Source organism: Klebsiella huaxiensis, assembly GCF_003261575.2.
GTDB lineage: Bacteria > Pseudomonadota > Gammaproteobacteria > Enterobacterales > Enterobacteriaceae > Klebsiella > Klebsiella huaxiensis.
In genome coordinates, this window is record NZ_CP036176.1 from 65,795 (window position 1) to 79,691 (window position 13,897).

The 13,897-nt window shown below is 52.2% G+C and carries 17 protein-coding genes and 2 pseudogenes; 6 read left to right on the top strand and 13 right to left on the bottom strand.

Translation table 11 applies throughout. The features are described from left to right. Window positions 1-143 precede the first annotated feature (143 nt). The 9 genes and pseudogenes from DA718_RS29920 to DA718_RS29965 form a co-directional block, all read right to left on the bottom strand. Window positions 144-620 carry a Dps family protein gene (locus tag DA718_RS29920; RefSeq protein ID WP_000043177.1) on the bottom strand — a complete coding sequence of 159 codons (477 nt, stop codon included), beginning with the start codon at window positions 618-620 and terminating at the stop codon, window positions 144-146. 114 nt (window positions 621-734) lie between these two features. After that, complete coding sequence (locus DA718_RS29925; RefSeq protein ID WP_016241611.1) at window positions 735-1,172, bottom strand: PaaI family thioesterase; 438 nt, start codon at window positions 1,170-1,172, stop codon at window positions 735-737. Between the two features lie 160 nt (window positions 1,173-1,332). Then, complete coding sequence (locus DA718_RS29930) at window positions 1,333-1,794, bottom strand: NifB/NifX family molybdenum-iron cluster-binding protein (protein ID WP_000626969.1); 462 nt, start codon at window positions 1,792-1,794, stop codon at window positions 1,333-1,335. Then, window positions 1,769-2,089 carry a DUF134 domain-containing protein gene (locus tag DA718_RS29935; RefSeq protein ID WP_001137910.1) on the bottom strand — a complete coding sequence of 107 codons (321 nt, stop codon included), beginning with the start codon at window positions 2,087-2,089 and terminating at the stop codon, window positions 1,769-1,771. Before DA718_RS29935 ends, DA718_RS29930 begins: the two co-directional genes overlap by 26 nt. 215 nt (window positions 2,090-2,304) lie before the next feature. Then, window positions 2,305-2,421, bottom strand: a pseudogene (locus DA718_RS31125) (hypothetical protein); the annotation flags it as partial. Between the two features lie 425 nt (window positions 2,422-2,846). Further along, complete coding sequence (locus tag DA718_RS29950; RefSeq protein ID WP_004393997.1) at window positions 2,847-3,557, bottom strand: ABC transporter ATP-binding protein; 711 nt, start codon at window positions 3,555-3,557, stop codon at window positions 2,847-2,849. A 1-nt stretch (window position 3,558) separates the two neighbouring features. Then, on the bottom strand, window positions 3,559-4,764 hold the full coding sequence (locus DA718_RS29955; RefSeq protein WP_022652303.1) for an ABC transporter permease: 1,206 nt from the start codon (window positions 4,762-4,764) through the stop codon (window positions 3,559-3,561). After that, window positions 4,761-5,912, bottom strand: a complete 1,152-nt coding sequence (locus DA718_RS29960; protein WP_032430843.1) for an efflux RND transporter periplasmic adaptor subunit — start codon at window positions 5,910-5,912, stop codon at window positions 4,761-4,763. Before DA718_RS29960 ends, DA718_RS29955 begins: the two co-directional genes overlap by 4 nt. Further along, window positions 5,909-6,517, bottom strand: coding sequence for a TetR/AcrR family transcriptional regulator (locus DA718_RS29965; RefSeq protein ID WP_004393990.1), 609 nt, complete (start codon window positions 6,515-6,517; stop codon window positions 5,909-5,911). The genes DA718_RS29960 and DA718_RS29965 overlap by 4 nt, the downstream gene beginning before the upstream one ends. Before the next feature lie 468 nt (window positions 6,518-6,985). Between DA718_RS29965 and DA718_RS29970 the strand changes: the two genes are divergently transcribed. The 3 genes from DA718_RS29970 (at window position 6,986) to DA718_RS29980 (ending at window position 8,835) form a co-directional block, all read left to right on the top strand. Then, entirely contained in the window at window positions 6,986-7,315 is a 330-nt protein-coding gene (locus DA718_RS29970; protein ID WP_000493286.1) for a type II toxin-antitoxin system RelE/ParE family toxin, read from the top strand. After that, the gene (locus tag DA718_RS29975; protein WP_000780222.1) at window positions 7,296-7,577 is read left to right on the top strand and encodes a helix-turn-helix domain-containing protein; all 282 of its coding nucleotides are present in this window, start codon (window positions 7,296-7,298) and stop codon (window positions 7,575-7,577) included. Before DA718_RS29970 ends, DA718_RS29975 begins: the two co-directional genes overlap by 20 nt. 277 nt (window positions 7,578-7,854) lie before the next feature. Next, window positions 7,855-8,835, top strand: coding sequence for an IS5-like element ISKpn26 family transposase (locus DA718_RS29980; protein ID WP_016947617.1), 981 nt, complete (start codon window positions 7,855-7,857; stop codon window positions 8,833-8,835). A 316-nt stretch (window positions 8,836-9,151) separates the two neighbouring features. Here the strand turns inward: DA718_RS29980 and DA718_RS29985 are convergent, their stop codons facing one another. Then, window positions 9,152-9,652 carry a non-heme ferritin-like protein gene (locus tag DA718_RS29985; RefSeq protein ID WP_001752509.1) on the bottom strand — a complete coding sequence of 167 codons (501 nt, stop codon included), beginning with the start codon at window positions 9,650-9,652 and terminating at the stop codon, window positions 9,152-9,154. 314 nt (window positions 9,653-9,966) lie between these two features. Then, window positions 9,967-10,671 carry an IS6-like element IS26 family transposase gene (locus DA718_RS29995; protein ID WP_001067855.1) on the bottom strand — a complete coding sequence of 235 codons (705 nt, stop codon included), beginning with the start codon at window positions 10,669-10,671 and terminating at the stop codon, window positions 9,967-9,969. A gap of 64 nt (window positions 10,672-10,735) precedes the next feature. On the opposite strand from DA718_RS29995, the pseudogene DA718_RS30000 reads away from it, so the two are divergent. From DA718_RS30000 to DA718_RS30015, 3 genes and pseudogenes are all read left to right on the top strand, one after another. Then, window positions 10,736-11,017 (top strand): annotated as a pseudogene (locus tag DA718_RS30000) (integrase core domain-containing protein); the annotation flags it as partial. Between the two features lie 317 nt (window positions 11,018-11,334). Continuing rightward, window positions 11,335-11,979: a recombinase family protein gene (locus DA718_RS30010; RefSeq protein ID WP_047935034.1), complete on the top strand. Its 645-nt coding sequence runs from the start codon at window positions 11,335-11,337 to the stop codon at window positions 11,977-11,979. Between the two features lie 146 nt (window positions 11,980-12,125). Then, window positions 12,126-12,656: a GNAT family N-acetyltransferase gene (locus DA718_RS30015; RefSeq protein WP_047716077.1), complete on the top strand. Its 531-nt coding sequence runs from the start codon at window positions 12,126-12,128 to the stop codon at window positions 12,654-12,656. 89 nt (window positions 12,657-12,745) lie between these two features. On the opposite strand, the gene arsH is transcribed toward DA718_RS30015, so the two are convergent. Both arsH and DA718_RS30025 read right to left on the bottom strand, forming a co-directional pair. Beyond that, a complete protein-coding gene (gene arsH / locus DA718_RS30020; RefSeq protein ID WP_112217310.1) occupies window positions 12,746-13,468 on the bottom strand; it encodes an arsenical resistance protein ArsH in 723 nt (240 codons plus the stop codon). A gap of 8 nt (window positions 13,469-13,476) precedes the next feature. Further along, window positions 13,477-13,800, bottom strand: a complete 324-nt coding sequence (locus DA718_RS30025) for an ArsR/SmtB family transcription factor (RefSeq protein WP_047716080.1) — start codon at window positions 13,798-13,800, stop codon at window positions 13,477-13,479. Between the last annotated feature and the right edge of the window lie 97 nt (window positions 13,801-13,897).

The following is a 13,897-nucleotide window of genomic DNA, read 5'->3' on the forward strand; positions in this document are numbered from 1 at the left end:
GCATTCACTGATTAACCCACTGATTCAATGGTGTTTAATACTGTGACGGTCAGAAAAAACAGCCACAGGAACACGGATGATTCTGCACTGTCAGTAATAGCCTGTGGCTGACAAACCGTTTTTTCTGCTGCCACGTGGTGACATTATTCAAGCAGGCTACGCAACATCCAGGCAGTTTTCTCATGTAACTGGATACGTTGTGTAAGCAGATCTGCTGTGGCTTCATCATTCGCATTATTAACGAGCGGGAACAGGGAGCGTGCAGTTTTAACCACGGTCTCCTGGCCCTGGACAAGATTTTCAATCATGTTTTTTGCTGCCGGAATATCCTTATCTTCATTAACCGCTGTTAGACGTGAAAATTCATGATATGTGCCGGGCGCGAAGCATCCGAGCGAGCGTATACGTTCAGCGATATCATCAACGGCAGTGGCCAGCTCATTGTATTGATTTTCAAACATTAAATGTAAGCTGTTAAACATGGGGCCAGTTACATTCCAGTGATAGTAATGTGTTTTTATATACAGGGTATAGGTGTCAGCAAGAAGCCGGGACAGGCCGTCTGCAATCTCCACCCGGGATGATTCAGCAATACCAATATCAATGATTTGTTTACTCATAACTACCTCTTACACGGTTTCAGTGGAATATACGATATGCGATTATTCTTTCCGGTCTGAGCAAAACACGCCTCAAATTTTTATAATAACCAGGTACACCTGTCGTCTGTCACACTAGCGATGCGCCAGAGCAATATCCTGCGACGGAACAATGAATTTCGCCGTGGCACGTGCCACTGTCTGCTGTCCTTTTGTCAGCCATGCTTCAAGCAGGTAAATCCCCCTGCGTTGCCCAAGCAGTCTGGCACATACCATCAGTTTGTCTCCGGTACAAACGGGTGAAATGAATCTTACCGTCAGTTCAGCCGTCAGGGCTTGCACACCCTGCATGAACAAACAATGAGTCATTGCTGCATCCAGCAGGGTACTCGTCATTCCGCCATGTAAAAGACCCGTATACCCCTGATGCCTGTGATTGGCCGTGTAGTCCGCACATACAGAGCCATCCGGGTGCTCTGAAAACATTAAGTTCACCGTATCAGGGTTGTTGTCGCGGGAACTACAGACCATACAACAGGTATGGGCCTTTCTGGCATCAAGATAACAATTCATCTGTTTCTGCTCAGCGTCCGGTTGTACTGACGGGAGGCATCCGGAATTCAGTCAGCTGAGGGGCTCCCCCGGCATCATTACTGCCTCCTCCACACATTCCGGCTCCTGGTTTATACACAATACGGGTCTGATAAAAATCACCGCCCGTGATGAAATAAACTCATGAATGGCAACAGCGCCCGTTTCCGTGATGATGCTGACGCCCACCCTGGCACGCATTTTCTGCTGTGTTCCCGTCAGAGTGACAGCATTTTTTCCCTTTCGCCTCATGATGAAAGGACTGGCGTCCCTGCTCCGGCTTATTCAGTTCAGTCAGAACACGGGTATCCGGATCACACAGTTCAGTGAACAAACGACGACCACAGTCAGTCTGGTACACCGCGATCTGATGCCCCAGTAATTTACCCAGCATCCGTTCCCCGATGTTACGGACCACAACGCGGCTGACTTGCTGTTGAACCAGCAGGTCAACCAGCTTCCGTTTACCTGAACAATCTGCGCCCAGCGCGGGATTTTCTGTCCGGCTGAGCTCCACACCGCGCTCATCCACCAGGACAAGGTGACTCGCTTTGGTAAAATGATTTGCTACCCGGTCGTCATTCACTGGAATGGCTGTGATCATCTTGTGTAACTCCTTCCCTTTCAGAGTGCATTATTAAGGCCTTGCCCTGAGTGAGACAGTCCACAACCTTAAAACGGGCTGCTTTCAGGACATTGGCCAGTGTCTGCCTTGAAACCCCCATTGCAACAGCCGCTTCCTGCTGTTGCATGCCCAGTAAATCGACCAGCCGTAACGCTTCAAACTCATCTTCTTTTAAATGAACATGTTCAAGCTGGCTCATCGGTCGCGCATTGGGCTTAAAACAGGTATCCGCAGGGCGGCCACAGATGTTACGGGGAATTCTGGGTCTTGGCATGAAGGCTCCTTATTGGCATATGCTATATATACACTCATAAACTGGCATATGCAATATACTCTGCTCACCGGTGGAGAATTTTTTGCTTTACCCTGGAGTCTGTAAGTGGGCAGCAGGTCATGAGAGATGAAGAGAAAGAAAACAGATACTGTATGAGACTCAATTTAAAGTGCTGCCATAAGGGGGTCGTCTCAGAAAACGGAAAATAAAGCACGCTAAGCCGGTGGCAGCGGTCGCAATGGCCTGAACTTCCCCGCACCGACCTTGGCACTGCTGCGCCATAGGTAATCGCCGGTCAGGTTGATATGCTCCCACCCCAGCGGGGACAGATAGGGCGAATGATTGGATCACCGCCTTGCCGTCGCTGCTCGCAGCAGCCAGCTTCATGGCCAGCGCCGCCTCGTGAGTCTGCGCGTCAAAGTTTCTGAACTTGGTCGCATCAGCGCCGAGGTAAGCAAGGATGCGCATTTTTTCAGTAAGCGGTGGCTCGGGGTGTGCAGCAACTTTTGGGGCGAGCTGAACGACCTGAACCCATTCCTCCTGCGAAATCGCACCGGTAATAGCCTGCATGTTGCGCCCGAGTTCCTGCATGATCTTGCGTAGCGCCAGTGGCTCAACCTGGGTAGCGTCACCAGCCCAAGCTGGCAACTGAAAACCCCATAAAAGCAGGCAGGCCGTAACGGTCAGGGTGATAGTTCCAAATGCGTGGCTGTGTTTGCGGTGGGTCATGAAATTCTCCTGTAATTCAATCGTTCTCTCATTCGAACTCCCGCCCTTCGCCAGCTTCCTCATGGGTCACGCCGTCGCGGATGTGGTAGATGCGCTTGAATGTGGGGATGATCTTTTCGTCATGGGTGACGACGATGATGGCGGTCTCGAACTTCCGGGCCATGTCGTTGAGGATGCGGATTACAGCCATGGCGCGCTCGGAATCCAGCGGCGCAGTGGGTTCATCAGCCAGGATCACCGGCGGACGATTGACCAGTCCGCGCGCGATGGCGACCCGTTGCTGCTCGCCACCGGAGAGTTGCGAGGGCATTGCGCGAGCTCGGTGTTGCACATCAAGCGCTGTGAGCAATTCCAGTGCCTTCGCGCGCGACTCTCCATTCGCGACGCCTGCAAGCATCGGCAGCAGCGCCACGTTGTCGGTGACATCGAGAAACGGAATCAGGTACGGCGCCTGGAAAACGAAACCGATCTTGTCACGCCGTAAGGCGCGCAGGTCGCGGACTTTCCAGCCATCGGCGTAGATCACTTCATCGCCCAGCGTCATGCGACCGGCGGTCGGTTCGATCACCGCACCCAGACACTTGAGCAGCGTGCTCTTGCCGGACCCGGAAGGGCCGATCAGTCCCACCACTTCACCAGGCGCAACATGCATATTCACGTCTCTCAAGGCAAAGACAGCGGTGTCACCATCGCCATACCGCTTGCTTAAACTTTCGATGTGTATCCCTTTGCCACTCATCTCAACCTCCAATGGCTTCGGCCGGATCGACCTTGAGTGCTATGCGAATGGCGACGAGGCTAGCTAGAACGCAGATCACGAGCACGGCAAAAAAACCGGCGACAGAATCCATTGGCGTGAGCAGGACATATTTTGGAAAAGCCGGTGCTGAAAAGGTGGCTGTGATCTTGCCGACCACGAAGCCAATCACGCCCAGGGCGAGCGCCTGCTGCATGATCATCGCGGCGATGGTTCGGTTGCGTGTGCCGATGAGCTTCAACACCGCGATCTCACGGATTTTGTCCATCGTCAGCGAATAGATGATGAAGGCAACGATGGCCGCGCTAACGATGGCCAGAATCACAAGGAACATGCCGATCTGCTTGGCCGAGGTGGCGATCAGCTTGCCGACGAGGATGTCTTCCATCTGTGCCCGGGTGTAGACCGTCAAACGCTTCCAGCGCTGGATGGATTCGGCAACCTCGTCCGGCGCATGACCAGGTTTCAGAGTGACCAGCACGGCATTGACGAACGCGTTGCTGCTCTGTGAAGCAATCACGGCATCCAGCAAACCTGGATCACCGGGTCGATTGAAGACCGGGTTGGCTTCGGTGCGACGCCGGCTTTGCCAGATGGCATCGTTGTCCTTGAGGAACTGGGCCTCCTGGGCATCTTTGAGCGGAATGAATACCATCGGGTCGCCGCTGGACGACACCATGCGCCGTGTCAGCCCCACGACGGTGTAATGATTGCGGCGAATGGCAAGACGATCTCCCAGTTTGAAGCCGGTGGCGATGTCGGCCACAGCCTCGTAGTGACCGCGCGTGATCTGGCGTCCAGCGACGAGATAAGGAGGCCATCCGGGTGTAGCCCCCAACGCACCGGGCGCGATGCCGACCACCATGGTGCGTACATCACTCTCGCCCTTGCGTACCTGCATGGTCAGGTAGGTCGCGTTCGCTGCCTGTGAGACTCCCGGCATGGCGAGAATGGCGCGATACACGTCATCGTTGAGGCTGGACGACTCCGCATAAGGACCCAGAGTATCCTTTTGCACCACCCAAAGGTCAGCGCCACTGTTGTCGAGCAACGCCTTGCCGTCGTCCACCATGCCTCGGTACACCCCAGCCATGACTAGGGTGACGCCGATCAGCAGACCCAGACCGATGCCGGTGAAGACGAATTTCCCCCAGGCATGGAGAATGTCGCGGCCGGCCAGGCTGATCATCGTGAAACTCCCGGGATATGCTCGACCACATGGATGCGGCTGCGCGCCGTCAGTGCCTTTTCGCTATAGGTCACAACCTGGTCCCCATTCTTGAGCCCTTCGCGCACCTGCACGTAACCATTGAGGTCGGAAGTGCCGAGCTTGACCGGGGAGAAATGCAGATCACCATCCACGATTTGCCAGACACCAACTTTATCGCCTTCACGCTGGACGGCAGCGTTGGGGATCAGTGGAGCGGCCGGGAGCGCCGGCAAGTCAACCGTGACTTCGGCCAGTTCACCCACTGGTGGCAAAGGTTCTGGTTTGTTATCGAATGTCACCTTGGCAAGCGTTTCCTCGGTTACCGCGTCGGCCTTGGGTTCCACCCGCAGCACGCGACCTTTCAAGGTCTGGCCACCACGCGAACGCAGGACGATATGAGCCGGCAGCCCCCCAGCCAGCCCCGATGCGCTGATCTGGTCGAAGCGCACATTGATCCACAAACTCTTGGGGTCGATCACTTCCACCACGGCCTGGCCCGCGACGATGGTCGTGCCGGGATCGGCATCGCGCACGGCGACTACACCGTCGACCGGCGCGATCAGGCGCAGATTGCTCCGCTGCGCGACGAGTGCTTCGCGGTCGGAGCGTGCCCGGGCAATATCTTCCCGAGCGGCGGATAGGGCGGCATCGGCGATCTGCAGTTCCTGCCGCTTGGTGGTGACGATTTCCTCGCTGGTCGAGCGCACCGCAAACAATTGCTCATAGCGGCGCGCCTGGGTTTGCGCGTAGGCTTGCCGGGCTTCTGCCTCGCGCAAAGCCGCTTCCGCCCGCTTGAATACAGACTCCTGTGAGCGCACCCGATCATCAAGGTCGACCGGCTCCATCTCGCCGAGCACCTGTCCGGCCTTGACCTGGCCGCCTACATGCACCTCCAGGCGTTTGACGCGCCCGGCAAACGTCGGCCCGATCTTGTAGGTGTAGCGCGCCTCCACCGTGCCGATGCCGAACAGCGCCGGTGTGATAGCCCGTGATTCCACGCTTGCCACCGTCACAGCGACCGGGGCGAGCGGCCCTGATCGCAGACCGACATAAATAAAAAGCACCAGCAAAGGAATGATGACGGCAAGCAGTGCCAGGGTGCGGCCTTGCAAGGGTAACTTTTTCATTGCGCACTCCTTATGCCACGCCGATAAATTGCAAAGACGCGCGGCGCATCGCGGTGCATACGTCCCACATCACCCGCTAACAGCGATTGCATGACCAAGCCCTGGATCGTGCCAATGAACAGCGTTGCCGCCGCCTCGTTGTCAAGCGAGGGAGACAACTCGCCGCTGGCCTTGCCTTTCTCGATGAGACGATGCAAACGTTCGCCGTAGCGCTGAATCAAGGTTTGCACCATGCGCTTGGCCGGTGTCGATTCGGCACGCTGAAGCTCACCAAACATCATTCTTGGCACGCCTGGGTGCTCAGCTACGAATTCGATATGACTCATGAACATCGCCTCCATGGCTGCCAAGGGCGACTCGATTCCTTGTGCGGATCGATCGATTCTGGCTAATAGGCGCTCTGCTACCCACTCCATGACCGCCTGCCAAATGGCTTCCTTGTTCGGGAAGTGCCGAAACAGCGCACCCTGGGTCAAGTTCATGTGTTTAGCGATAGCCGCAGTGGTTATCTCGCTTGGGTTTTGCGAACCGGCAAGCGCCACGACGGACTCGACAGTTACGGCACGACGTTCATCGGCCGGCAGATGCTTTGGATGGGTGTCCACGAGCACTCCTGGTAAGATAGTAATTGATTACTATCTTACCACAAGAGGCAACTCAAACAAGAGAAAACCCGACGTACTCGTCAATATCTAGAGTCTGCAATGGGCTTAACGTGCTTTATTTTCCGTTTTCTGAGACGTCCCCTTGTTGTGACCACTCCGACCGCGCACAAAAGCCTCTGAGCCGCTTTTAGCGGAATATGGCTTTGCAAGGTGAAGGGATGGATAGGCGATCCCTTTCGATCCCTCACTGGTATCGGCGGCTAACCCTCGGTGCTACCTGTCATTTCATCCTGCCGCCTTACATGCGCTAACGCGCATAAATCCCCGTTCCTCAGTGGAACGAAAACTCACGCTAACAGGGTAGTGACCGGGTAGCCACGATAACTGCCAACAAAATTAGCTTATAGGTTAATTCTACCTTGTCTGAAATTAGCCTATAGGTTAATATTAATAGAAATGGGAGGTCACATGTTTAGCGTTGTTTATCACCCGGAAGCCAGGGAAGAAGCCACAGCATTACCCGTAAAAATCAGGGTGAAGTTTGACCGTCTCATCGGCAAACTGGAGTATGACGCCCGATTACTGCGGGAGCCGGACACGAAGCCCCTGGGCGATGGACTTTTTGAGATCCGCACGATGGGGACGGACATAGCCAGGGGAATCTGGGTATACCACAAAGGCAATACCATCATCATGCTCCGTGTTTTCATCAAGAAGTCACAGAAAACGCCAGCGAAAGAAATCGATCTCGCCAAAAAGCGGTTAGCGGAGGTACTTAATGAAACTGGTAAGCCATAAAGAACTGCATAACGAGTGGATGCAGGACGATGAATATCGCGCTGCATGGCAGGAAGAAGAACGTAAGGAAAAGCTCAGGGAGCTGCTTGCTGAATGGCGCAAGCATGACAACCTGACAAAAGCGCAGGTTGCTGAACGCATGGGGGTTACACCTCCGGTTATTTCTCGCCTGGAAAACAACATCACCAAAGCCAGCATCGACACACTGACCCGCTACGCTCACGCCTGCGGCATCAAGAAACCTGTCATTGCCCTGTACTGAATAGCCAGCCCTCCGGGGCTGGCCTTTTTGTTTCGGTCAGTCCCAAAATTTTGTTAAAGCAAGTTTAAAATGTCACCTGTTTCTCCAAAGTTGAAATGTCACTTCTAAGCCAATCTATTTATACATAATCTTTACATCTTTCCCCGGTGACAAAGTGCTAATTGGTCTGTAATGTTCAATGTGTGGCAGGCAAGCCGCCGGTGACTTAGGGAAGGTGCGAACAAGTTCCTGATATGAGATCATCATATTCATCCGGAGCGCATCCCAGAGGGACATCATGAGCCATCAACTCACCTTCGCCGATAGTGAATTCAGCACTAAGCGCCGTCAGACCCGAAAAGAGATTTTCCTCTCCCGCATGGAGCAGATTCTGCCATGGCAGAATATGACCGCTGTCATCGAGCCGTTTTATCCCAAGGCGGGCAATGGCCGACGGCCCTATCCGCTGGAGACCATGCTGCGTATTCACTGCATGCAGCATTGGTACAACCTGAGCGACGGTGCCATGGAAGATGCCCTGTACGAAATCGCCTCCATGCGCCTGTTTGCCCGATTATCCCTGGATAGCGCCCTGCCGGATCGCACCACCATCATGAATTTCCGCCACCTGCTCGAGCAGCATCAACTGGCCCGTCAATTGTTCAAGACCATCAATCGCTGGCTGGCCGAAGCAGGCGTCATGATGACCCAAGGCACTTTGGTGGATGCCACCATCATTGAGGCACCCAGCTCTACCAAGAACAATGAGCAGCAACGCGATCCGGAGATGCATCAGACCAAGAAAGGCAATCAGTGGCACTTTGGCATGAAGGCCCACATTGGTGTCGATGCCAAGAGTGGCCTGACCCACAGCCTGGTCACCACCGCGGCCAACGAGCATGACCTCAATCAGCTGGGTAATCTGCTTCATGGAGAGGAGCAATTTGTCTCAGCCGATGCCGGCTACCAAGGAGCGCCACAGCGCGAGGAGCTGGCCGAGGTGGATGTGGACTGGCTGATCGCCGAGCGTCCCGGCAGGGTAAAAACCTTGAAGCAGCATCCGCGCAAGAACAAAACGGCCATCAACATCGAATACATGAAAGCCAGCATCCGTGCCAGGGTGGAGCACCCGTTTCGCATCATCAAGCGGCAGTTCGGCTTCGTGAAAGCCAGATACAAGGGGCTGCTGAAAAACGATAACCAACTGGCGATGTTATTCACCCTGGCCAACCTGTTTCGGGTGGACCAAATGATACGTCAGTGGGAGAGATCTCAGTAAAAACCGGAAATAACGCCAGAAATGGTGGAAAAAATAGCCTAAATAGGCTGATTCGATGTGTTTGCGGGAAAAAAATCGGCCCAGATCCGCGAAATTTTAATCAGCGAGTCAGCTTGGGAAGAAATGACCTGCTTATTCGCACCTTCCTTAATATAAAGACACAAGCAGAGACATTTTTGGCACGATATAAAAACGCTAAGTTAAAAAATCACTATGACGTGTTGGGTATCAAATGTTCACTGGCATAAACCTCTGTTTCTGATGTAAAACAGATTTTCTGAGGAGGCGTAAAACCTCCTCGTACTGCGAAATTGATTTAGTGATAGCGATCGATCACGCCAACCAGATAGTGGTCGGTTTGCTGCATGTTGATGCCCGCTTTTTTAGCGCTGCGGACTTCATCCAGAATGATTTGCAACAGCGTCCCGTCCACGATTTCCTCTTTTCTGTATCGCTTCAGGAAGTTAATCGCTGACTTATCGTTTGCTGCCTGGGCGTCTTCCGTCAAAGAGGTCAGCGCATTAATGCGCTTCTGGTAATCGCTTACCGTCTGCTCAAACAGATCTTCCAGCGTGGAAAATTCACCGCACCGGGCGTGTTGCTCCTGTAACACCGGCGTGGCGCCGCTCTGTTTGATGTATTCGTACATGCGCATCATTTGCGTCACCGTATTTTGCGCCTGATGACGCAAAAATAGTGCGGTGCCATTAAGGCTATTCTCGCTGCACCTCTGGCTGAGCTGAAGATACAAATTTGAGGTATAAAACTCCTGATTCATTTGCGCATTCAGTTTTTGAACTATTCCGCTAGCGATCATAGGACTTCCTTATTTCTTGTCATCTCAGAAAACGGTCACTCTTCGAAAAAACAACCAGAATAAAAGCGATTCTTTCGCTTTTTTTATTGCGCCTGGTTACGCAGTCATATTCATTTTAAGTCGGGATGCTCCTTATTTAAATATCCAACCCTACTATCGCATTTCTATCTGGCATTATTCTGTGATGGTGTTTCGATATTCACACTCCCTGTGCCAATCCTTTCTTATCGACAGTAGGAAACTTCCTCCGGCTATTCTGCTGGGCACTGTTGCAAAGTTAGCGATGAGGCAGCCTTTTGTCTTATTCAAAGGCCTTACATTTCAAAAACTCTGCTTACCAGGCGCATTTCGCCCAGGGGATCACCATAATAAAATGCTGAGGCCTGGCCTTTGCGTAGTGCACGCATCACCTCAATACCTTTGATGGTGGCGTAAGCCGTCTTCATGGATTTAAATCCCAGCGTGGCGCCGATTATCCGTTTCAGTTTGCCATGATCGCATTCAATCACGTTGTTCCGGTACTTAATCTGTCGGTGTTCAACGTCAGACGGGCACCGGCCTTCGCGTTTGAGCAGAGCAAGCGCGCGACCATAGGCGGGCGCTTTATCCGTGTTGATGAATCGCGGGATCTGCCACTTCTTCACGTTGTTGAGGATTTTACCCAGAAACCGGTATGCAGCTTTGCTGTTACGACGGGAGGAGAGATAAAAATCGACAGTGCGGCCCCGGCTGTCGACGGCCCGGTACAGATACGCCCAGCGGCCATTGACCTTCACGTAGGTTTCATCCATGTGCCACGGGCAAAGATCGGAAGGGTTACGCCAGTACCAGCGCAGCCGTTTTTCCATTTCAGGCGCATAACGCTGAACCCAGCGGTAAATCGTGGAGTGATCGACATTCACTCCGCGTTCAGCCAGCATCTCCTGCAGCTCACGGTAACTGATGCCGTATTTGCAGTACCAGCGTACGGCCCACAGAATGATGTCACGCTGAAAATGCCGGCCTTTGAATGGGTTCATGTGCAGCTCCATCAGCAAAAGGGGATGATAAGTTTATCACCACCGACTATTTGCAACAGTGCCTCAATGGGCCTTTGAGCATGGTGTTGAGTTGCGCTTAATCCAGCCGGGCAAGCCAACGCAGAACGGATTTATTGAGAGCTTTAACGGACGATTTCGCGATGAATGTTTGAATGAGCACTGGTTCAGCGATATCGTTCATGCTAGGAAAATTATTAATGACTGGCGGCAGGATTATAACGAATGCCGCCCGCACTCCACGCTGAATTATCAGACACCGTCTGAATTTGCAGCGGGCTGGAGAAAGGGTCATTCTGAGAATGAAGATTCCGACGTTACTAACTGAGTGTTGTATCTAATCGTGGGGGCAGGTCAATGTCACCGACAGAATATGAAAACCAGTATTATCAACGGCTCGGAAGTGTCTAGATTATCCGTGGCGATTCAGGGGTTGATTTTGCGTCAGTGGCTATCGCTTTTAAGTTGTCGTTCTTGCAGTATCGCATTTAGGTTATCCGATTAAGGTCAAACCTCTGAAAATGCCGTATAGCGTGGGAGTACACCCTGACGCCATAATCAAAACGTGACGGCACGCCATTAATGACATAACCTATATGCGATAGAATAAATGCAATAACCTAAATGCTATAGTGCGGTGAAAAAATGTTCATCAGAGCTTATTTGAGAGCGTCGACGGAAGATCAGTTTGCGGATCGGGCAAAAGACATGCTGGAGCAGTTCGTTCAGGAAAGAGGGTATAAAATAGCCAGCTACTACCGGGAGAACATCAGTGGTACAAAACTGGACCGCCCGGAACTGGGACGACTGCTAATGGACAGTCACCATAATGATATTTTACTGGTCGAGCAGATAGACCGTCTGACTCGCCTGAGCAACAGCGACTGGATGACGCTGAAAAAGCAAATTGAGCAACACGAGTTGCGGATTGTCAGTCTGGATGTCCCCACGTCATGGCAGGCTCTGTCAGATAAAGACCCTTCACAGGTTGACCCGATAACCCGCGCTGTCATTACGGCTATCAACAATATGTTGATCGACCTGATGGCCGCAATGTCACATAAGGACTGGTTGAGTCGCCGCCAGCGACAGCAACAGGGAATTAAACGGGCCCATACGTTGGGGAAATATCGGGGAAAACAGGCCGATCATGAACGACATCAGAAGGTTTTGTATTACCGACAAATCAAAAAACTGAGCATTAGGGAAACCGCCGTAGCTACAGGCTACAGCCCTTCGCAGGTATGCAGAATACAGGCTCTTTATAAGACCGGTGAGAACAATACATAACAGCCGTCGTTGTAAAAGTAGCTGAATGAAGGATGAAAGGCTTTCCTGGTAAAATTTTCTCTTATATTCGTGATAAGTATTCCGTTATATCTGAAGTTCTTTCAGTGGAGTAGGCTTATGCTCTGATCCAGCAAGGAGCCATACCGATGGAAATAACACAAGCAGATGAAAGACATATCACCGCGATTCAGCAGATATACGCTTGGCATGTATTACATGGCACGGCCACTTTTGAAACAGAGCCACCCGATGTGGCAGAAATGACAGCCAGGCAGAAAAAGATTCATGCTGCCGGACTCCCGTGGTTTGTTGCGACAGAGAATGGAGACGTTCTGGGTTATTGCTACCTTTCACTTTACCGGGAAAGATGCGCATACCGGTTCACTCTGGAAGATTCCGTATACATAGCGCCTTCATTCCAGGGGCAGGGCATCGGAAAGTTATTATTGTCCCGTGCTCTGGCCTGGGCAGAGGATCATGGTTTTCGCCAGCTTGTCGCCGTAGTAGGTAACAGTGAAAATATCGCATCTCTTGGACTTCACCGTTCTGCGGGTTTCAGTCATACGGGTACACTCAAATCCGTGGGGTTTAAGCACGGCCGCTGGCTTGATACCATAATAATGCAACGCACTCTTGGTATCGGTGATACAACGCTTCCGGATATAGCATCAGACTGAGGCAGTAATTCATATCCGGAAGGCATAATACGGGGAGCGCCGATAGCCCTCCCCGGAACAATGAGGTATCGCCAGTAAAAGCTTAGACACTAGATGCTGCGCTGATTAACCCTCTCAGAAAGAGCTTCAGCACTTTCCTTACGCTCGCTGTAGCGGTCGACCAGATACCCAGAACAATTACGGGTAAGTAGCGTAAATTTAATCAGCTCTTCCATTACATCCACAATTCTGTCGTAATAGGCAGAGGGCTTCATCCTGCCTTCTTCGTCAAATTCCTGCCAAGCTTTTGCTACTGATGACTGATTGGGAATGGTGATCATACGCATCCAGCGTCCTAATATACGCATCTGATTAACCGCATTGAACGACTGGGATCCACCACTGACCTGCATCACGGCAAGCGTTTTCCCCTGGGAAGGGCGTACAGCCCCTTCTGTCAGAGGGATCCAGTCGATCTGTGTTTTCATAATACCTGTCATAGCGCCATGACGTTCAGGAGAACACCACACCATTCCTTCTGACCATCGCACCAGTTCACGTAACTCGACAACTTTTGGGTGGCTATCCGGAGCATCATCTGGCAGGGGAAGTCCGGACGGATTAAAAATACGGACATCAGCACCCATAGCGGTAAGCAGGCGTGCTCCTTCTTCCGTAGCCAGCCGGCTGTAAGAACGTTCACGTACAGATCCATAAAGCATCAAAATACGCGGCGCATACCCAAGTGTTTCAGCGTCAGGTTTTCCAGTGATACCTGGAGCATCGAAAATTTCAGGGATGATATTTGGCAGATTGTCATTCAATTTGTTCATTGCAGGCTTTACTCACGGGTTGATGTAGTTGTTGAAACACTGGCTGCGCTGCCCATGCAACATTCATCCAGCAGAAAACCGATAATCTGGCTTAGTTGTTTATACTGCGGCTGGCAGTACAAGGTACGTCCCTGCCTCTCCTGTTGTATGAGACCCACTGACAACAAAGCAGACAGGTGGTGGCTCAGCGTCGAGGCCGGGATATCCAGCCGCTTTTGTAACTCCCCCACTGGTAACCCTGTATATCCGAATTTAACCAGCTCCTTGAAGATACCGAGCCGCGTTGGGTGGCCCAGCTCCTTCAGTGCATCTGCCGCCTTAACAATATCCATAACATCCCCTAAAAACTATATTTCCAGAATAATGGTATATACGTATTTAGCAATCCTGTTAATCTGATGGCAGTCATGACAAAGAAAGCACATCACA